Source organism: Lysinibacillus sp. GbtcB16, assembly GCF_019091145.1.
GTDB classification, from domain to species: domain Bacteria; phylum Bacillota; class Bacilli; order Bacillales_A; family Planococcaceae; genus Lysinibacillus; species Lysinibacillus fusiformis.
The window spans coordinates 71,342-91,489 of sequence record NZ_JAGXJV010000007.1 but is presented as its reverse complement, the minus strand read 5'-3'; the positions used below and the strand labels follow the sequence as shown (position 1 = coordinate 91,489).

Sequence of the window (20,148 nt, the reverse complement as noted above, 5' to 3'; positions counted from 1 at the left end):
ATATGTAATGACGTGCTTATAGGAGTTGTATGAAAATGGTTGTGACAACGAGACCGTTAAAAATTAAATATAAAAAGTTAGCTAATCCTTTTCAGGAGTTTATGCAGGTTAGTCCTAACAATAATGCCCTTACGAAGGAAGTAGTCTTTCTACGTTATATTGGTATACCTGATTCTGTAGATCTTTATAAAGAAGATATTTTAAAAATGGATGAGTATTTCACAAAGCAAAGCGTATTTTATTTACGACTACATAGGCTTGAGGTCATCAATAATAAAAAAGATGCAGATAGACTGTCGGAGCTTTGGGAGGATTGGCAGGTTGCTGCTGATAGTATGCAATTACTGTATGAGAAATCTTTATGCGGTAAATTAGCGAATGATCAACTTGAATGGACAAAAAAGCTTAGCTTTAAAAATATTCTCCATCTTTTTAAAGAACAACAGCCACATGCGAATGACACTTTACTAAAAAACTTTGCAGTTAAATTTTTATATTGGATGGATTATTATTTACCACAAATTTTTTCTAAGGAAAATCAAGCATCCTCTAAAATTGTTTTTATAGGGGACATTACGCAGCATGAATCATTATTCTTATATTTCTTATCGACACTTGGCTGCGATATATGCTATATGAATCCTAAAGGGGATATCACAAATTTGTATCCTATCATAGCAGCATCCTCTAATTTACAGAGTTGTCCTGATTGCTATGAAAAAGAATTCATAATCCCTAAAATGCTTTCGATGAAAAGCATACCACCACAACAACCGACGATTCTTCCAACCGCTAGTTCTAGCACGGTTACTTCAGAAGAGTGTAGTTATGAACAGTTGGCTTCTTTAGCGACATCTGTTGTCATGATAAAGACATTTGCCGAGGATGGTGAGTTGTTATGTTTTGGCTCCGGAGTTGTTCTCCATCGCGATGGCTATATTTTGACGAACTTGCATGTAGTAGGTGGTGGGAAATATTATTCTGTGCTATATGAAAATGATCCAAACGAATATACTACGCATCAATTTGTGAAATATCATGATATACATGATTTGGCTATTTTGAAAGTGGACAGAACAGGCCAACCTTTACCTGTTAAAATGGATAGTCATTTAGTCAGAGGACAAAAGATTGTAGCGATTGGCAGTCCTCTCGGTTTATTTAATTCGGTCTCTGATGGAATTGTTGCGGGATTTAGAGATATACAAAAAATGTCTATGGTTCAATTTACAGCTGCTATTTCAAACGGAAGTTCCGGTGGTGCTTTATTGGATATGCAAGGGAGGTTGGTCGGTTTAATTACAGCTGGTTTTAATGATGGTCAGAATCTTAATTTAGCTGTACCGGCTCATGTCATCTATCAATTTGCTCAAAACTTTATTGAGTTACCTAGTTAGTTTCCACTATTCAACCGTTGCTTTTTTATGCGTAATCTTATAGAATGTAGAACGGTATAAATGAACGAAATAAATCACCTTTAATACGGTCCAGAGAGGCTGAAAAGGGCTACATGATATTTTTAGGCTTATAATATCTTTGCTTTGGCATGCCCTTTTGTCTTCTCTGACTAAAGGGCTTTTATTTTTGTTCAAATACACCTCTTTTAAAGGAAGTCCTGTGAGGCTTCAAAAGAGAATGGACAAAACAACTATAATCCATTCACTCGAACGCTAAAAGAGAGAGACAACAAAAATCTGGAGGTTAGAAAGAATGGATTATCGAAAAAAAACCGTGGTCGCTTCATTGGCCGGGTTAACGCTAGAAGGAATGGACATTATGTTTATTTCTTTTGCGATGACAATGATTATTGCAGAATTTAACATTGATCTGGCAACGGGTGGATTAATTTCATCTATCACGAATATTGGTATGCTTTTAGGTGGGATTATTTTTGGTGTGCTTGCAGATAAGTATGGTCGGGTAAAAGTGTTCACATATACCATCATATTGTTTGCAATCGGTACTGCCTTAACAGGAGTAGCAACAAGTATTGAACAAGTTTATGTATATAGATTTATCGCTGGACTAGGTGCTGGTGGGGAGTACGGTATCGGAATGGCGCTTGTCGCCGAGGCTTGGCCAAAAAATAAACAAGGAAGAGCCTCTTCATATGTGAGTGTAGGTGCACAATATGGAGTCATCTTAGCAGCTTTATTAAGCGCTATTATTTTACCGACACTAGGATGGAGAGCACTATTCTTTGTTGGCGTATTACCTGTAATCTTTGCCTTTATCGTACGGAAAAATCTTCATGAATCACCAGAATGGCTGGCGTCACAAAACAATCAACGTAACAAAGAGAAAAAAGGGAAATTGGCACAGTTATTTGCAACACCTCGTGTCACTATGACGACCTTAACCTTAATATTAATGGCAACTGTTCAAATTGCAGGCTATAATGGCCTGATGATCTGGCTACCATCGATGCTCCAAAAATCGCAAGGCTTATCTGTTTCAAGCTCAGCATTGTGGACAATTAGTACTGCAGTCGGCATGATTATCGGCATGCTCACTTTCGGAAGATTTATGGATCGTTTTGGTGCGAAACGTGCATTTGGTATCTTTTTATTGGCTTCTGCATGTGCCGTATTTCTATACTCCTTTGCGACAGGAGCTGTAGCTATATTAATGGGCGGTGCAATTGTAGGTTTCTTCTCTAATGGGATGTTTGCTGGCTACGGTGCATTAATTAGTAGCTTCTATCCAGTGCAAATTCGTAGTACAGCAACAAATACAATTTTTAACTTTGGTCGAGCAATAGGTGGATTTTCACCAATCTTTGTCGGCTATATTTTACAAAGCTATGATATGACTGTCGTTATGATTTACTTAGCAGCGCTATATGGCATTTCCTTTATGGTCATGCTAACGCTAAAAGGCTCTACTGAGGACTTGCAAACAGCTTAATCCTAACTATTACAAAAGAACGAATTCCACTTCAAAAAGAGAGGGATTCGTTCTTTTCTTGTTAGTTTTTAATTATAATAAACCTTTTGAACGTTTCTCAGCAATTTCCACGAGGCGTTTTGTAATTTCTCCTCCAACGGAACCATTAGCGCGAGAAGATGCTTCTGGCCCAAGCTGAACGCCAAACTCTTGTGCAATTTCATATTTCATTTGATTCACGGCTTCTTGTACACCAGGTACTAGAAGTTTATTTGAGCTACGATTATTATTAGCCATTATTCTCACCTCCTTGCATATAGAATGGTTGCCTACATATTTTTCATACATTTTAAAAGAAGGAAACGCACACGCTAATTGCTAACAGCAACAACTTGTGGAAATCAAGCTAAAATGAGCAAACTGTCTGTTATAATAAAGCCTGGCTCTTTGCTAAAGAAGGTTGATTAAAAGGAGGAATTTATCAATGACGAATAATGATATTCTCATTCGTTTACGCTACGCGTTAGATATAAAAAATGTAGATATGGTGGAAATATTTAAGCTAGGTGGCATGGTTTATACGAAGGAAGAAATATTAAACATGCTTCTTAAGGTTAATGATGAGGAAGAAGCACCAGAACAATACATCAAATGTAATAATAAAATGGTAGAAGCCTTTTTGAATGGATTCATTACTTTTAAACGAGGTCCCCAAAAGCCAAAGGAAGGTCAGCCAGAAGGTCCATTACCTGTCTCGGGGAAAGAAAGCCCAAATAATATGCTTTTAAAGAAAGTGAAAATTGCCTTAGCTTTAACAACGGAGGACATGCTTGAAATATTATATGATGGGGGGATTAAAGTAACAAAAGGTGAATTAGGTGCGATTTTAAGAAACCCAGGTCATCGTAATTATAAAGAATGTGGCGATTCATTTGTTCGTAATTTCTTAAGAGGCTTAACATATAAATATAGAGAATAATGCGCTAATATAGCGAGAATCAATCATAAAGTACCATTTTTTTCTTTTAAATTAGTTGACAATTTGTGACGAAATTGTGTACAATCAAATTATCACAAAATGTTCACAAAAAAGATGAAAAATGTTCACAAACAAAGGGGTGCTTGTATGATTTATTTTGACATCTTATTAGTAGCTATTGCATGTGTTACAATGCCTTTTATTGTTGCAGTTATGCTAGATATTTTTTATGCAGAACGAAAAAAAGTTCGTTTTTCATTAAGACGTACTTCATTATGGTATGTGGCTATGTTTGCTCTATCCTTTATACCATCTGTATTACTGATTACACAAAACGTATAAATTTTTCAAACACTTAGGGGTAAGTGGAAAAATATGCAGCTGTGACATGAATCCATGTTGTAGCTGTTTTTATTTTGCTAATAAATTCGAATAACTAGTAATGAAGTAGTATAAAATATGTATATTTTAAATTGGTAGCATTGACTACTTTTTCCCATTGTGTTAATTTTGGGAGGGAAAAGATAGGCAAATTTACTGAAAAGTAAAGATGCAAAGCTACAGGTCTAAGGAAATAAGTACTTAGATGGCTAGGTTGCAAAAGAGTGCTAGTTGTATCCATTAAATTCTAGTTTTAGTTCTTTTATGCCTATTTCTTTCGGAATAGGCTTTTTATTTGCAAAAAAACGTATAAGGAGGAAAAAAGTCATGAAGTTATGGAAAAACATCTCATTAAAAAACAAACTTTTATTGACGGTTTCCATTGTTGTGTTATTGCTTATAGCCGTCATCACTACTCAAAGTATTAAAGAATTAAACAATCGAATGACTGTTGATTTGGAACAAGAATTAAAAAGCGTTGGTTTGTTAACATCGATGAATTTAGATAGTAATGAAGTGAAGGATTTATTGTCTGAAAAAGGAGAAACGAACGCCAAATTTACGAAGGTACAAAAGCAACTCGATATGATTCAAGAACAACAAGGTATTATGAGTTGGAGTTATATTTGGGATGTACAGGATGAAGGTGGGGTCAACCCGATTGGCTATACATCTAATTTGAATGAGGTCTATGAAGCGGGAGAAATTTTTACCGATTTAGCGAATGAGCATGTAGAAACAGCAAAATTAGCTATTCAAAATAACAGTACGGAAGTAACAGATATATTCGAAGATCCTTTTGGTTCCTGGAGAACAGTTTTCAGCCCCATTCACGATGATAATGGGCAATTGATAGCGCTATTAGGAATTGACTACTCTGCGGACTATATCAATACCATTATTAAAGCCAGTGTTATTAAGCAAATTGTCATTGCAATTATCGGAATTTTAATTTTATTAATACTAGTTTACATAATTATAGATCGTTTATTAAAGCCACTTCAAAAGGTGGTAAATGTAGCAAACCAAGTAGCAAATGGGGAGCTAATAAATGTTGATTTAGATATTACTAAAGATGAAATCGGCAATTTATCAGCATCTATTCAAACAATGGTTGCCAATTTACAACATATTATTTTAAACATCAGAAATACTTCGAATCATGTATCTTCAGCAGCGACTCAATTAACGGTCAATGCTGGTGAGACTTATAACAGCTCTACTAATATTGCCAATGATGTAAAGCAAATTACCCAAAATGCAGAAGCTTCTATGACAATGACAGAGGAAACAGCTGCTGCTATGGAGGAGACTGCAACTGGTATCCAACAAATTGCTGACTCGGCTAATACAGCGGCAGAATCTTCTATTTCGGCATCACAAGCATCTGAACGAGGCAATCAAGTTGTGCATCAAGTTATTGCACAAATGGAATTAATCAATGATTCAGTTGAGCAAATTGGCACGACGATTAACGGCTTACATGTTAATACTAAAAAAATTAGTGACATTGTCAGCTTAATTACGGCTATTGCGGACCAAACAAATCTTTTAGCATTGAACGCAGCCATTGAAGCGGCACGAGCAGGGGAACATGGGAAGGGCTTCGCTGTTGTAGCTGATGAGGTGAGAAGACTAGCTGAGCAATCCTCACAGTCAGCAACTGAAATATATAATTTAATTAGTTCGATTCAGTCAGATTCCAATGCCTCTCTTACTGTTATGGAAAAAGGAAAAGAAGATGTAAAAGTAGGTATGACATTTACTAATGAGGTGGGAGAAATCTTTAAGGAAATTCTTACTTCCTCAGAAGAAGTGGCAAATCAAATACGTGAAATTTCGGCAGCCTCTCAGCAAATCTCTGCCTCCTCGGAGGAAGTGGCTGCATCTGTTAACAACATTAAACAATCTGCAGAATTATCGGCTGATTTTTCTGCTAATGTTTCCAAATCTACACAAGAGCAGTTAACGACAATGCTGGAAGTGAAAGATGCTTCCTCAGCTCTTGGGCAAACAGCAGAAGAGCTTCAAGCACTTGTGACAAAATTCAAATTGGAGAATGATCAAGATGAACATTAATTTTACAGGCAAAAATGTTTTAATTACTGGCTCTAGTAAAGGGATTGGCAAAGCCATTGCATTAGGCTTTGCCCAACATGGGGCTAATATTTTAATCAATTATATTGGGGATGAGCATGAGGCAGAGGCAGTTCGTATGGAGGCTGAAGAGTTTGGTGTTAAAGCATTGACCTTCCATGCAGATGTTTCTAAATCTCAGGAAGTGCAAGACATGTATCAATATATGGACAAGTATTTAGGAGAAATTGATATTCTTGTGAATAATGCTGGGTTTGCACAGGCATCCAGCATTACTGATTTGACGGATGAGCAATGGGACAAAATGATTAAGGTTCATCTATATGGATGCTTCTATAATTGCCGTGAAGCTGCTAAAAGAATGAAAGACCGTGATACAGGGAAAATCATTAATATTTCTTCTGATATTGGGAGCTTAGGCTGTGAAGAATTTACGCATTATTCTGCCGCTAAAGGTGCTATTAATGCCTTTACAAAAGCATTAGCTAGAGAATTAGCACCATCTATACTTGTTAATGCAGTAGCTCCAAGTGGTACGTTTACGGACATTTTAAAAGAGTTTGGGGACAACTATGTGGAGGAAGAATCGGCAAAATACCCATTAAAACGTTTAGCACAGCCAGAAGAAATCGCCAAAAGTGTGTTATTTTTAGCCTCTCAGCATGCTAATTTCTATACAGGTCAAATATTAACACCTAATGGTGGCGTTGTAATGAACGGATAATGGAAACTAAGGAGTACGTGCATGTTAAATATAATCATCTTTAGCTTATACTTACTATTTATTTATTATATTGGCTATAAAGGGTACAAGCGTGTCAACACAGCAGAGGATTTAATTGTTGCTGGATGGAGTATGCCTCTTTCTGTTGTCACAGGAAGTTTAGTCGCGGCATTATTAGCTGCTCCATTCTTTTTTGCAGCAGTGGGCTCAGGCTATACGAGTGGAGGCTTTGAAGGATCAGCAACAATGGGTGGCTTAGGAACTTGTATGATTCTTGGTGCACTCATTTGGACAAAGCCACTACGTCGTTTAAAGGGCTGGACATTAGCAGATTACTATGGCTTGCGCTATGGTAGTAAAAAGCTAGGTGCCTATACAGGAGTTGTAATGGCCATTGCCTTTGGTGTATTTAATGCAGCAGCATTAACAGTCGGTGGTACATATATTATTCAGCAGCTATTACAAATTGACTTCATTCCTGCAGCACTTCTATTTGTATCGTTAACAGCTATCTATTCGGTTATAGGTGGTTTATGGGCAGTTGCTTATACTGAAATTGTACAAGGAGCACTTGCCGTAGCAGGGATTCTAGGAATTACTATCTTTATATTATTTTACTATCCAGATGCGACCTTTAATCCTGAGTGGTGGAATATTCATACATTGTTTGAGAAAGCAGGAGCTGAGTTTTGGACGCTATATCTTGTCTTAGCACTTGGGGACATTCCAGCAGTTGATCTTGGTCAAAGGGTAGCAGCGGCGAAAAGTCCAAGAGTAGCTCAGCGCAGTATGATCATTGCGGGGACTATAGTTATTGCGATCAGTTGGATTCCAGGAATGTTGGGTGAAGCTTTCAAATCAATTTATCCTAATAGTACTAACCCAGAAACATTAATGCTTACCTTTGCACAGGGTTATTTCCCACCGCTTTTGGCAGCCATTTTTTTAACGGCCATGGCCGCTATGGGGATGTCCACGGTAGCTGCATGCTATGTAGCGACTTCGGGGATTGTTACAAAGAACATTTATTTAGATTTTATTAATCGTAACCCTGATCCTAAAAAACTGCTAAGATTTTCACGTGCTGTTATTCTATCAAGCGCTTTACTTGGGCTAGTGTTAGCGATCAGCTTTCAAAAGGTGATTGATTTAGCGTATTTAGCATGGGATGTTATTTTTGTAACGATATTCTGGCCAATCGTTTTAGGACCTTTTTGGAAACGTGTGAGTACACCTGCTGTATGGGCAAGTATATCCGTTGGCCTAATCTATTACATTGTGACTTCATTGACGTTTGTTCCTAGTTTGACCATCCAATCAGAAGGATTCCTTGGTCTATTAAATGAATTATGGCAGGCACCCGTATTTTCGGGCGTTGTTATTACGGGGATTACTATTGTAGTCGTAAGTCTACTCGTGCCACCATCACAGCATGTTCTTGAGATGCACAAAATAGAAAAAGATAAAACACTAGACGACGTAAGCAGTAAAGAGGAATTAGTCGGTCGCTAATAGAGAACATGAGATCCTTGTACATTCATCGATCTCATGTTTTTTATGTTGGAGAAATAAGTATGAAAAGATAGATTCATGAATAGATTGCTAGTACATTAAACTATTTCTCTAGCGATTATCTTCATAAAGGCGGGATATGAATGAAAATTATTTTCTTCATTTTATTAGGGATCATCTATCTTTTTCTAGCAAATGCGATTGAACTAGCCATTATTAAGCAGCTCTTTTTTTTAATCGGTTTAGCTTTAGTGAGTATAGGTATTATTCGGTATATAAAAGAGCATTATGTGGAATCACAAAAGTATGCACAAATGAAGGAAGCTAGTGAGGAGGAGATGAAGGCGATCCCTCACACTCAATGCCTATTATCAGAGGACGCTTTAAAGGGGTTATTGCTAAATGAACATACAAATATGCTTATCTTCGCTCAAAGGGAAGAATTAGAGGAAGAACTTAAAATAATAGAAATTCCATTTAGTAAAATCTATGAAGTAGCTATGATGGAGGATGAAATGTTCGTACTCCGAACTAAAAATTACTTAATGAGCGGCTCGTTGTTAGGGGAAGAGGAAGATTTAGCAGAAGAAGAGGAAGATGAAGAGGATGACACGGTTTCACAACTATCATTAAAGTTTGTAGTTGATCATTTATCAGAGCCTATTTTAGAGTATATATTTATGGATCAGGGGGAACATCCTATAGCGAGAGATGAGGAAGAATATGAAGAAGCAATGGAATTATGTGAGAAATGGTTTCAAAAGATAAGTGTTATTATTAAGCGCCATGAGCTGGAAAGAGTGCCGATTAGACATTGGCAATAATGAAAAGATAAAAGCTATCTCAAAGCTAGAAATAATTGAGATAGCTTTTAACATTGTTCTTTTAAATTTTAAACTGTTTTAATTGTCCATTTAATTCCTCTGCTAATCCAGCGAGCTGATTAGCGCTTCGAGCTATTTCATCCATAGTAGCGGCCGTTTCCTCCACAGTCGCTGTCGTTTGTTCAACGCCAGCAGCGGATTCCTGTGAAATGGAGGCCATTTCATCAATAGAAGCATTGATCGATTCTGAACCATCGGCTAGTTGATTTAAATTATCGGAGATCGTAGTAATATTATCAATCATATCCTCTACAGCACTCGATATTTGTTCAAATGTTTCACTTGTTTGGTCAAGCTGTGCTGTTCCTCTTTTGACTTCCTCATAGCCTGTCTGTAAGGCAGTAGTGACAGTACCTGTCTCACCTTGAATACGGTTGACGATTGTTGAAATATCAGTCACTGAGAATTGTACTTGTTCGGCAAGCTTGCGGACCTCATCTGCTACAACGGCGAAGCCCTTCCCATGCTCCCCTGCTCGTGCCGCTTCAATAGCTGCATTTAAAGCAAGTAAATTGGTTTGGTTGGAAATATCATCTATCACAGAAACCAGTTTGGAGATTTCAGCAGACTGATCATTTAAATTTTCAACCTTTTTCACAGAATCTAACATGATTTCATTAATAGCGGCCATTTGTTGTGTAGATTGAATCATTAAGTTTTTGCCACTAATCGTTAAATCTTGAACCTGGCTAGAATGCTCTTTTAACTCAGTACCTTCTTGTGTTGTTTCTTGAATACTACGTTTGAACGCTGTCATCGTTTCTGCTAAATCACCTGTTGTAGAGGCTTGCGTTTCTGTGCCAGAAGCTAGCTCCTGCATAGTCACTGTAATTTGTTCAGTACCTGCCTGTACTTCATTGGAAGATTGCGCTAGCTCCTCGCTACTTGCTGCTACAGTTTCAGAAACCGTATAGATGGATTGAATGGTTTGCTTTAATTGAACATTCATCTCGTTTGCTGAAGACATTAACGTTCCAATTTCATCGCGTGTTTTTACAGTTAATGGGTCAAGCTGTAAATTTCCATCTGCTAGTTCTTTCATACGATTTGCTACTACCTTAATGGGCTTGGAAATGGTACTAGCTGTAACAATGGCGATTAGAATACCAATAATCGTTAAGATAGAGCTGAAAATAATACCGATCGTACGATTGGTAGAGCTCGTTGTTACAACATCATTACCAACAGCTGTAATAGCTTCTTCACGGTCATTAGCTAGCTGTTCATAGCCATTACGTACGTTCGACACGAGATTTTGTGTATCCATTAAATTTTCTAAAGCTAGTTCCTTATTGCCCTTTTGATAGACATCGAATACCTCTGTCTTCACAATTTGGCTCCAATCACGTGCAAGTTCTACAGTTTTAGTGCGTTCCTCGGATGTATCATATTTGTCTAGAAGCGCATTATTATCCTCAGCTAATTGACGATACTCATTAAACGTTTCCTTATATTTTTCATCGCCGGTTAACACATAGTTTAAGGCTGCCGACAATCGGACACTCATAGAGAGTGCTAAATTATTACTTGCATTGAGTACTACTAAATCTTCCTTCACTAAAGCCTTTGCTTGTTTCTCCATAGCTGTATTGGAAGTGTAAGTGTAACCTGTAAAGCTAACGACTAAAACTAACAAAAGTATAAATGCACTTAAAATTTTTGCTTTAAGTGTTTTAAACTGATAAATGCCTTTCATTTCCCCATCCCTTTACCTAACTCCATATAGAGTATTTTGAATAACAACTTTTATTTTATAACTATTTAGATAGATTAATAAGCCATTTGGTAAAAATAATTAAAAATAGTTTTTTAGTTCAACAGTATAATTATTTTTCTTTTATGAATAGTAAAATATGTATAGCTGACGGATGGTTGATTACAATAATTATGCGAAATTTCCTAATGGCAAAGAAAAAACACCTGATGCAAAATGCCTCAAGTGCCTTGAATCATATATTTATTGTTTTTTACTTTTTGCCTGTCGCTCCCACTGTAGTAAAGAAGGATAAGGATCAAATGCCCATTCAGTTCTTCCATTAAATTTATAGATGCCATAATGAAGATGAGGTGGGAATTTTCCAGATGTACCTTCTTTGCCGTAACCAGAGCTTCCGACATAGCCGAGCACAGTGCCAGGTTCCACAATTGTGCCTACTTCAATATCCTTATGATAACTTCCAAGGTGGGCATAATAGTGATAAGAGTTATGATTATCACGAATGCCGATACGCCAGCCGCCAAATTGGTTCCAACCTTTTACTTCGACCACCCCATAGGAGGTAGATAATACAGGTGTTCCATAATTGGCAAAAATATCGGTTCCCTCATGTATACGACGTCCACCCCAACCTCTATTGGCGCCCCATGTTCCTCGATAGCTGTAAGTAGAGCGGATATTAAGTGGGAAGGTATGAGCATCAAGCTCGATGGTTTTATAATGTCTGTATAAAGTAGAAATGGTAAAAATTTGATTGACTGCTTCTTCACTGCCGTAGTACTCCCATAAGGCTAATTTAAAATCCTCATCAGTTGTTCCATATTTAGCTAAGTAACTGGCCATTGAGAAGATGACATCCTCATCGTCCTTAGGGCTAGCAATGCCATCATTATTACCGTCTAGGCCCATTCCTCCAAAATAGCTAATGGTTTCGGGTTTGCTGTCTTCCTTTACAGGATTTAATGCGCCAGACCAATACTCATCAGAAAATTGAATGGACAAATAGCCATCTCGCTTTGGAATATCTTTTCGAACGGATTGTAAATTTCTCTCATATTGATCAATAGCAGCTAAAAAATGCCAAGGAATGAGCAATTCATCAAATTGTACATAATAAGACATACGCTGCTGCATAATTTCTTCTTCCGTCTCTGCCTCCTTTGCAAACGAGGCAGGAGGGTAGAGTGTAATTCCTAAAAGGATGAAAGTTAAAAGAAATGTAAAATGACGACGCAATGATGGACCTCCTTTCTAAAGTTTAGAATAACCGAAATTTTTATCTTCATTCCAGAAAGCTTTTTCCTGACGATTTAGACAATGTTTTCCCGGTTTTTTTGGCAATAAAAAAATCCATAATAAGAAGAAACTTCTCTAAAGAAAAAGTAATCGGTATCATCATGTCATTTGCTTCATACTATGTTATAAATCAAGCCCTGAATGGAGGGAAGGCTATTAACATTTTAGATAAGGTGAAAAGCTATCGCGAAGAAGAAAATAGGCTGAAGTGGGAAGGCACATTTGCAGATTATTTAAACATCATTAGGGAAAGACCTGAAGTTGCACAAACAGCCCATTCACGCGTCTACAATATGATAAAAAGTGCTGGTGTAGAGGAACGCGATGGGCAAAAAATGTACAAATTTTTCGGACATGAAATTTTTGGGCTTGAAACAGCAATTGAAAGACTGGTGGAGGAATATTTCCATCCAGCAGCACGCAGGTTAGATGTTAGAAAGCGTATTTTATTATTAATGGGACCAGTTAGTGGTGGTAAATCAACAATTGTTACTTTATTGAAAAGAGGGTTAGAGCAATATTCTCGAACAGACGAGGGTGCGGTCTACGCAATTAAGGGATGTCCAATGCATGAGGACCCATTGCACTTAATTCCACATCATTTGCGTAATGAATTCTTTGAGGAGTATGGCATAAGAATTGAAGGAAGTTTATCGCCTTTAAATACAATGCGTCTTGAAAAGGAATACGATGGACGTATTGAAAATGTGATGATCGAACGAATTTCTTTTTCAGAAGATAAACGAGTAGGGATAGGAACATTTACACCTTCTGATCCGAAATCGCAGGATATTGCCGATTTAACAGGAAGTATTGATTTCTCCACAATCGGTGAATTTGGTTCTGAATCAGATCCCCGTGCATATCGCTTTGATGGGGAGCTCAATAAAGCCAATCGAGGAATGATGGAGTTCCAAGAGATGCTGAAGCTGGATGAAAAATTCTTGTGGAATTTATTATCTTTAACACAAGAGGGCAATTTCAAAGCAGGAAGATTTGCATTAATTAGTGCGGATGAGTTAATTGTAGCTCATACAAACGAAACCGAATATCGATCCTTTATTTCTAATAAAAAGAATGAGGCATTACATTCCCGTATTATTGTTATGCCTATTCCGTATAACCTAAAGATGAGTCAAGAAGAGCATATTTATGAAAAGATGATTAAAGAGAGTGATATGTCCCATGTTCATATTGCGCCGCATGCTTTAAAGGCCGCAGCAATCTTTTCGGTTCTTACAAGATTGGAAGTGCCGAAAAAACAAGGTGTGGATCTAATTAAGAAAATGCGCTTGTACGACGGAGAAAATGTGGAGGGATTTAATTCCGTTGACTTAGAGGAACTGAAAAAAGAGTTTCCTAATGAAGGCATGAACGGTATTGATCCGCGCTATATTATTAATCGTATTTCATCGGCTATTATCCGCAAAGACGTGCCATCTATTAATGCATTAGATGTTTTACGAGCTTTGAAGGATGGATTGGATCAGCATGCTTCCATTTCTCAAGAGGATCGTGAGAAATACATGAACTATATTGCAGTTGCCCGCAGAGAGTACGATGATATTGCGAAAAATGAAGTACAGAAGGCTTTTGTGTACTCCTATGAAGAATCAGCAAAAACATTAATGAATAATTACCTTGATAATGTAGAGGCATTTTGTAATAAAAATAAATTATTTGATCCGCTTACTGGGGAAGAAATGAACCCAGACGAAAAATTAATGCGTTCAATTGAAGAGCAAATTGGCATTTCGGAAAATGCTAAAAAGGCATTTCGTGAGGAGATTCTTATTCGTATTTCTGCCTATGCACGAAAAGGCAAACGTTTTGACTATAATTCTCACGAAAGATTACGAGAAGCCATTCAAAAGAAATTATTTGCCGATTTAAAAGATGTAGTGAAAATTACAACTTCATCTAAAATGCCGGATGAATCGCAACTCAAGAAGATTAATGAGGTAGTCGCAAGACTTGTTGATGAGCATGGTTATAATACAACTTCTGCTAACGAGTTGCTGCAATATGTAGGAAGCCTGTTGAATCGATAAACAACTTTTATTGTTCCAAGTCAGATAGGAGTGTCCCAATTAGGGCACTCCTTTTACTATCAAAATGAGGGGTTTTTAAGGAATGAACTATTGAATTTATAAAAAACGTTCAAGAAAGTACTTCTCAAGCATAGTATAGAAAAAGCGAATTTGATAGATGGGTGAGGATAAAAATGACTGAACACGAAAATAAACGCTTTGTTATCTCTCAGGAAAATTGGTCCCTCCATCGTAAAGGACACCAGGACCAACAACGACATATGGAAAAAGTGAAAGATGCGATTAAAAACAATTTACCTGATTTAGTCAGTGAAGAAAGCATTGTGATGTCTAATGGTCGCGAGGTTATTAAAATACCTATACGTTCACTTGATGAATTTAAAATTCGATATAACTATGATAACTCTAAGCATGTAGGGCAAGGACAAGGAGATAGCAATGTTGGTGATGTAGTAGCACGAGATGGCAGTAAAGCCAATCAAGGTCAAGGTAAAGGAAAAGAGGCAGGTGACAAGCCTGGCCAAGATTATTATGAAGCAGAGGTCAGTATTGAGGAAATTCAAAATGTCTTATTCCACGAGCTGGAGCTACCTAATTTGCAGCAGAAGGAAAAGGCAGAAATCGTCACTGAAAAAATAGAGTTCAACGATATTCGCAAAAAAGGGTTAATGGGTAATGTGGATAAAAAACGCACCATTTTAAATGCATTAAAACGCAATGCGATGCACGGAAAAGCTGAAATTACACCTATTCATAATGATGATTTACGTTTTAAAACATGGGATGAAGTGGTAAAGCCAGAATCGAAAGCGGTAGTCCTTGCCATGATGGATACGAGTGGCTCAATGGGAGCATTTGAAAAGTATTGTGCTCGCAGTTTCTTCTTTTGGATGACAAAGTTTTTGCGTTCCAAATATGAAACGGTTGAAATTGAGTTCATTGCCCATCATACAGAAGCAAAGGTAGTTACAGAAGAGGAATTTTTCACAAAGGGAGAAAGTGGAGGGACTATTTGTTCTTCGGCTTACAAAAAAGCACTGGAATTAATTAAGGAAAAATATTCTCCATCACGCTACAATATTTATCCTGTCCATTTTTCAGATGGTGAAAATATTTCAATGGATAATGAAAAGTGCTTGAAACTAGTTGCTGAATTGATGGATGTATCCAGTATGTTTGGGTATGGAGAAGTCAATCAGCATAATCGTTTTTCAACACTTATGTATACCTATAAAAAAATTGATGATCCGAAATTTAGACATCATATTTTGAGAAAAAAAGGCGATGTCTATGATGCTTTAAAGAGCTTTTTCAAGAAAAATGAGGAGTAATATGGAAGTTATATTAGTATCAACGTTCAAGGGAGGGGGCGTAAAATGGACACAAAAGAGCTTCAGCGAGCAATAGATGAAATTACCGAAATTGCCTCAGGCTTTGGCTTAGATTTTTATCCAATGCGCTATGAAATTTGTCCAGCAGATATTATTTATACATTCGGCGCCTATGGAATGCCTACTCGTTTTTCCCATTGGAGCTTTGGTAAGCAATTTCATAAAATGAAGCTTCAATATGATTTAGGGCTTAGTCAAATTTATGAGCTCGTAATAAATTCTAACCCATGCTATGCATTTTTACTTGATACGAATACGTTAACACAAAATAAATTGATTATCGCCCATGTTTTAGCACACTGTGACTTCTTTAAAAATAATGTACGTTTTTCCAACACAAGAAGAGATATGGTAGAGAGCATGACAGCTACGGCTGAACGAATTGCCGGTTATGAAAGAGAATATGGTAAGGATGAGGTTGAGCAGTTTTTAGATGCCGTTTTAGCGATTCAGGAACATATTGATCCATCTATTTTGAGACCGAAGCTATCTTGGAGTGAGGAAGATGAGCAAGAGGAAGAAAAGGCACCAATAAAATCGCCATATGATGATTTATGGAGCTTAGAAGAAAAAGATAAAGTGTATAAACCAATTAGACGAAGATTAAAGCAGTTTCCACCAAAACCAGAAAAGGATCTTTTATTATTTCTAGAGGAACATAGCCGCGAGCTGGAAGATTGGCAACGAGATATATTAACAATGATGCGTGAAGAGATGCTCTATTTTTGGCCACAATTAGAAACGAAAATAATGAATGAGGGTTGGGCATCTTTTTGGCATCAACGAATTATGCGGGAGTTGAACCTAACAACCCCAGAAACCATCGAATATGCCAAGTTAAATGCAGGAGTTGTGCAGCCCTCTAAAACATCCATTAATCCATATTACCTTGGCATTAAAATTTTTGAGGATATAGAAAATCGCTATAACAACCCGACTGATGAGATGAAGCGGTTAGGTGTACAGCCGAACACAGGACGGGAAAAAATATTTGAAGTAAGAGAGATTGAGTCAGATATTTCCTTTATTCGTAATTATTTATCAAAAGACTTAGCGAAGCGTGAGGATTTATATTTATTTCAAAAGAAAGGGAATGAATATCGGATTACCGACAAAGATCATGAGATGGTTCGAGACCAGCTTGTTTCAATGCGGGTCAACGGTGGATTCCCATATATTTTAGTGAAAAATGGTGATTATTTACGGAATGGGGAGCTCTATTTAATGCATGGCTATGAAGGCATGGAGCTAGATCCTCACTATTTAGAAAATGTACTACCGTATATATATCAGCTGTGGGGTCGTCCCGTGCATTTAGAGACATATGTGGATAGTAAACCGATGTTGTATTCCTATGATGGTACTAAAAACTATAAACGAAATGTTTAACAAAAAACTTCTATCTGTTGAGTGTGACAATGAACAGATAGAAGTTTTTATTTCTATTCTTCCGTTAATAAATCATTGTCCTCTTCATGGCTTTCACTATGATTAGAGGAGGAGTGAATATCGCTATCAGTGACTACGCTGTCTCCTACCTTTATACCTTGCTGTTCACCAGCCTCGTTGTTATCACTCCCGGCTATACCACTACGGCGATTACCATCTGCAAACTGAGAATTTACATTACGTGTGTGACTGCCATGACTAGCATTTTGCCCACCTTGATTGGCATTTGTCCCCACATCCTCATTGATTTGTCCTCCGCCTTCAGCGCGTTGCTCAAAATGGAAGTCTGTATTTCCTATATTGAATGTAAAATTGAATGTAATATGGTTTCTAGCATGTTTTTCAGTAGAATCGTTTTCAGGTTCCTCAGGTTCATTAAATTTTCTAGAATTGAAACTTTGCATCGTTTGTCCTCCTTTCGACTATTCATACTCATACTAATAAGATATTACAGTTTTTAAAGTCCATTTGTACGTGTAGCCATATTCACTAAAGAGAAGCACTCGTTTTTTGCTATCTATCCTATAAATTTGTTAAAATGAATGGGATTTGAATATCTAGGGAACTGGAACGGTGAAGGAAAGTTGAAAACATTTAAAAAGGTTTATATAGAAATAACGAGTGTTTGTAATTTAGCATGTAGTTTTTGTCCACCTACTGAACGTGCAAAGGGACTCATAAAGGTAGAGCAATTTAATAAAATATTGGACGAAATCCGACCACATACAAAATATATTTATTTGCATGTAAAGGGAGAGCCTCTTTTACATCCACGGATTGATCAGCTGTTGGATGCGGCTCATGCGAAAGGGTTTAAGGTAAATATTACAACGAATGGTACGTTAATTAAGAAAAACCGTGAAAAAATATTAGGGAAACCAGCATTACGTCAAATAAACTTTTCTCTACATAGCTTTGATGGACATGAAGGTTCGGAAAACAGGGAAAAATATTTAGGCGATATTTTAGATTTTGTACGGGAGTCTAGAGAATACAAAACGATTATTTCCTACCGCTTATGGAATTTACAACAAGATCACGTTTCGGATGTTGCAGCACGTCGCAACCGCGAAACATTAGAAATACTAGAAAATGAGTATAATCTTGATTATCGCATTGAGGAAAAAGTAGAGCCTGGTAAGGGTGTGAAAATCGGCTCGAATATTTATTTGAATCAGGATCATGAATTTAGATGGCCAAGCTTACTGGAGCCAGAAGATGAAGGCAAAGGCTTTTGTCACGCTCTTCGTAGTCAGGCTGCGATTCTTGTAGATGGTACCGTTGTACCTTGCTGCTTAGATGGTGAAGGGGTCATTAATTTAGGTAATGTTCATGAAAAATCGTTCTCAGAAATAGTGGATGGGGAACGTGCCAATAATATAATCGATGGCTTTTCAAGAAGAGAGGCTGTTGAAGAGCTTTGTAGAAAATGTGGCTATCGTCAAAAGTTTGGTATGTAATTATTTATATAGGTGAAAAAACAGCTCCAATGTCATTGACCATTGGGGCTGTTTTTCTTTGACTGTGAATCAATCGTATCTAAAAAATCCTTTGTAATACGAACTACATATTTAACCTCGTCTAAATTGCGTTCTCTTAATAATGATCGATGAATGTCTAGCATGAGGTTCTTTTCCTCAATATCAGTAACGCCAGATAATTTTTGAAAATTAAAAAGCTCCTCAGGAGGGATATCTAGTGCCTTCATAAGTATTTCTAATGTACTTAAGGTTATATTAGATTGTCCGTGTTCAATATTGGAAACTCTCCCTTTACTGAAACCCAATTTCCCTGTTCTTTCGGCCACTTCTTCCTGGCTTAGCCCCTTCGATAATCTAATAATACGGAGTTGTTCACCTACTAGCTTTAAAAAATCTGACATATGATTCACCTCTATGTTAAAAGCTAGTGAAAAATAGTGGAAATGACTATACTATTATAGTGGTATAATAGAGAAAAAGTTACATTATAATGGTACAATTTTAGAGTAGCCACTTTCCTTAGTCAAATGGCCTAATCGAAGCTTTTAGAAGTAGATCGAAAGTGAATGTTTATAGAGTAGTTTACAAAGTAGAACATAAGATTGGAGGATGAAAGCAAGGTGAAGTATTTGTTAGAAGAGGTAGCAAAAATTAAAATGGGTAAAATGTTCATGAGTGAAAAATGCTTTACTAGGGAAGGTATTCCTTATATAACCGAAGAAGCGCTAAATAAATTATCCCTTGAAGATGATACTAGTTGTTTGCCAAAGGTTGATAGTACATTGAAAGAACAATATTCTTTTTCATTGGTACCGACTCAAAGTATCCTTCTAAATAAAACGAATTTAAAGGACACGAGTATATATCAATGTAAAACAGATGTATGTATTAGCCATGAAATCATTGCAATCATACCGAATGAATCGATACTAAGCAGTGACTATTTATTTCATTTTATTAAATGGCATCAACACAATAATAAAAAATGTGATGATTATCGTTTAATGATTGAGTTACCTTCTATAGTCATTCAGCATCAAGTAGTTCAAGTATTAAATGCTGCTCAACAATTATTAGCGAATAAGGAATATTTAGTTACTGCAGTTAAGAATCTACCAAAGCATTTTGATGATACTTCTAGACAAGCGAAGCATCATTCTAACAGCTTATATCAAGGATTTGAGCAGTTGCATTATCTTTATATAGCTATGCTAAATCATATTTTTAATGGTGATTATTTGCATGATTTTCCAGAATATCATGCGTGTCAGAAGTTATATAGCCATTAATATAAAGCAGT

The 20,148-nt window shown here is 36.8% G+C and carries 18 protein-coding genes and 1 riboswitch; of the genes, 13 read left to right on the top strand and 5 right to left on the bottom strand.

What is annotated here, in order from left to right; translation table 11 throughout:
- Positions 1-35: 35 nt before the first annotated feature.
- Positions 36-1,397, top strand: coding sequence for a trypsin-like peptidase domain-containing protein (locus KVT27_RS19250; protein ID WP_036120657.1), 1,362 nt, complete (start codon positions 36-38; stop codon positions 1,395-1,397).
- 313 nt (positions 1,398-1,710) lie between these two features.
- Positions 1,711-2,907 carry an MFS transporter gene (locus KVT27_RS19245; protein WP_217581771.1) on the top strand — a complete coding sequence of 399 codons (1,197 nt, stop codon included), beginning with the start codon at positions 1,711-1,713 and terminating at the stop codon, positions 2,905-2,907.
- Positions 2,908-2,979: 72 nt separating this feature from the next.
- Here KVT27_RS19245 and KVT27_RS19240 read toward each other — a convergent pair whose 3' ends face one another.
- The gene (locus tag KVT27_RS19240) at positions 2,980-3,183 is read right to left on the bottom strand and encodes an alpha/beta-type small acid-soluble spore protein (protein ID WP_008173624.1); all 204 of its coding nucleotides are present in this window, start codon (positions 3,181-3,183) and stop codon (positions 2,980-2,982) included.
- 187 nt (positions 3,184-3,370) lie between these two features.
- Between KVT27_RS19240 and KVT27_RS19235 the strand changes: the two genes are divergently transcribed.
- From KVT27_RS19235 to KVT27_RS19210, 6 genes are all read left to right on the top strand, one after another.
- Positions 3,371-3,865: a YehS family protein gene (locus tag KVT27_RS19235; RefSeq protein ID WP_036120652.1), complete on the top strand. Its 495-nt coding sequence runs from the start codon at positions 3,371-3,373 to the stop codon at positions 3,863-3,865.
- A 147-nt stretch (positions 3,866-4,012) separates the two neighbouring features.
- Entirely contained in the window at positions 4,013-4,207 is a 195-nt protein-coding gene (locus tag KVT27_RS19230; RefSeq protein ID WP_036120651.1) for a hypothetical protein, read from the top strand.
- Between the two features lie 175 nt (positions 4,208-4,382).
- A riboswitch (cyclic di-GMP riboswitch) is annotated at positions 4,383-4,468 on the top strand.
- A 105-nt stretch (positions 4,469-4,573) separates the two neighbouring features.
- Positions 4,574-6,325, top strand: coding sequence for a methyl-accepting chemotaxis protein (locus KVT27_RS19225; RefSeq protein WP_036120648.1), 1,752 nt, complete (start codon positions 4,574-4,576; stop codon positions 6,323-6,325).
- Positions 6,315-7,067 carry an SDR family NAD(P)-dependent oxidoreductase gene (locus KVT27_RS19220; RefSeq protein WP_036120645.1) on the top strand — a complete coding sequence of 251 codons (753 nt, stop codon included), beginning with the start codon at positions 6,315-6,317 and terminating at the stop codon, positions 7,065-7,067. The genes KVT27_RS19225 and KVT27_RS19220 overlap by 11 nt, the downstream gene beginning before the upstream one ends.
- 21 nt (positions 7,068-7,088) lie before the next feature.
- Positions 7,089-8,579 carry a sodium:solute symporter family protein gene (locus KVT27_RS19215; RefSeq protein WP_036120643.1) on the top strand — a complete coding sequence of 497 codons (1,491 nt, stop codon included), beginning with the start codon at positions 7,089-7,091 and terminating at the stop codon, positions 8,577-8,579.
- Positions 8,580-8,722: 143 nt separating this feature from the next.
- Positions 8,723-9,403: a hypothetical protein gene (locus tag KVT27_RS19210; protein ID WP_208705132.1), complete on the top strand. Its 681-nt coding sequence runs from the start codon at positions 8,723-8,725 to the stop codon at positions 9,401-9,403.
- A gap of 61 nt (positions 9,404-9,464) precedes the next feature.
- On the opposite strand, the gene KVT27_RS19205 is transcribed toward KVT27_RS19210, so the two are convergent.
- Both KVT27_RS19205 and KVT27_RS19200 read right to left on the bottom strand, forming a co-directional pair.
- Positions 9,465-11,159 carry a methyl-accepting chemotaxis protein gene (locus KVT27_RS19205; RefSeq protein ID WP_208705134.1) on the bottom strand — a complete coding sequence of 565 codons (1,695 nt, stop codon included), beginning with the start codon at positions 11,157-11,159 and terminating at the stop codon, positions 9,465-9,467.
- A gap of 261 nt (positions 11,160-11,420) precedes the next feature.
- Positions 11,421-12,416: a M23 family metallopeptidase gene (locus KVT27_RS19200; protein WP_036120633.1), complete on the bottom strand. Its 996-nt coding sequence runs from the start codon at positions 12,414-12,416 to the stop codon at positions 11,421-11,423.
- 215 nt (positions 12,417-12,631) lie between these two features.
- Here KVT27_RS19200 and KVT27_RS19195 point away from each other — a divergent pair, with 215 nt between their 5' ends.
- The 3 genes from KVT27_RS19195 to KVT27_RS19185 all read left to right on the top strand — a co-directional run bounded on the left by KVT27_RS19195 (position 12,632) and on the right by KVT27_RS19185 (position 17,307).
- Complete coding sequence (locus tag KVT27_RS19195) at positions 12,632-14,527, top strand: PrkA family serine protein kinase (protein ID WP_036127370.1); 1,896 nt, start codon at positions 12,632-12,634, stop codon at positions 14,525-14,527.
- Positions 14,528-14,700: 173 nt separating this feature from the next.
- Positions 14,701-15,858, top strand: a complete 1,158-nt coding sequence (yhbH, locus tag KVT27_RS19190; RefSeq protein ID WP_025115793.1) for a sporulation protein YhbH — start codon at positions 14,701-14,703, stop codon at positions 15,856-15,858.
- A 45-nt stretch (positions 15,859-15,903) separates the two neighbouring features.
- The gene (locus tag KVT27_RS19185) at positions 15,904-17,307 is read left to right on the top strand and encodes a SpoVR family protein (RefSeq protein ID WP_036120631.1); all 1,404 of its coding nucleotides are present in this window, start codon (positions 15,904-15,906) and stop codon (positions 17,305-17,307) included.
- Between the two features lie 53 nt (positions 17,308-17,360).
- On the opposite strand, the gene KVT27_RS19180 is transcribed toward KVT27_RS19185, so the two are convergent.
- A complete protein-coding gene (locus tag KVT27_RS19180) occupies positions 17,361-17,771 on the bottom strand; it encodes a hypothetical protein (RefSeq protein WP_217581770.1) in 411 nt (136 codons plus the stop codon).
- A 180-nt stretch (positions 17,772-17,951) separates the two neighbouring features.
- Here KVT27_RS19180 and KVT27_RS19175 point away from each other — a divergent pair, with 180 nt between their 5' ends.
- A complete protein-coding gene (locus KVT27_RS19175) occupies positions 17,952-18,827 on the top strand; it encodes a radical SAM/SPASM domain-containing protein (protein WP_008173601.1) in 876 nt (291 codons plus the stop codon).
- 32 nt (positions 18,828-18,859) lie between these two features.
- Here KVT27_RS19175 and KVT27_RS19170 read toward each other — a convergent pair whose 3' ends face one another.
- Positions 18,860-19,249: a helix-turn-helix domain-containing protein gene (locus KVT27_RS19170; protein WP_025115796.1), complete on the bottom strand. Its 390-nt coding sequence runs from the start codon at positions 19,247-19,249 to the stop codon at positions 18,860-18,862.
- Positions 19,250-19,468: 219 nt separating this feature from the next.
- On the opposite strand from KVT27_RS19170, the gene KVT27_RS19165 reads away from it, so the two are divergent.
- Positions 19,469-20,137: a restriction endonuclease subunit S gene (locus tag KVT27_RS19165; protein WP_244294781.1), complete on the top strand. Its 669-nt coding sequence runs from the start codon at positions 19,469-19,471 to the stop codon at positions 20,135-20,137.
- The last annotated feature ends 11 nt before the right edge of the window (positions 20,138-20,148 follow it).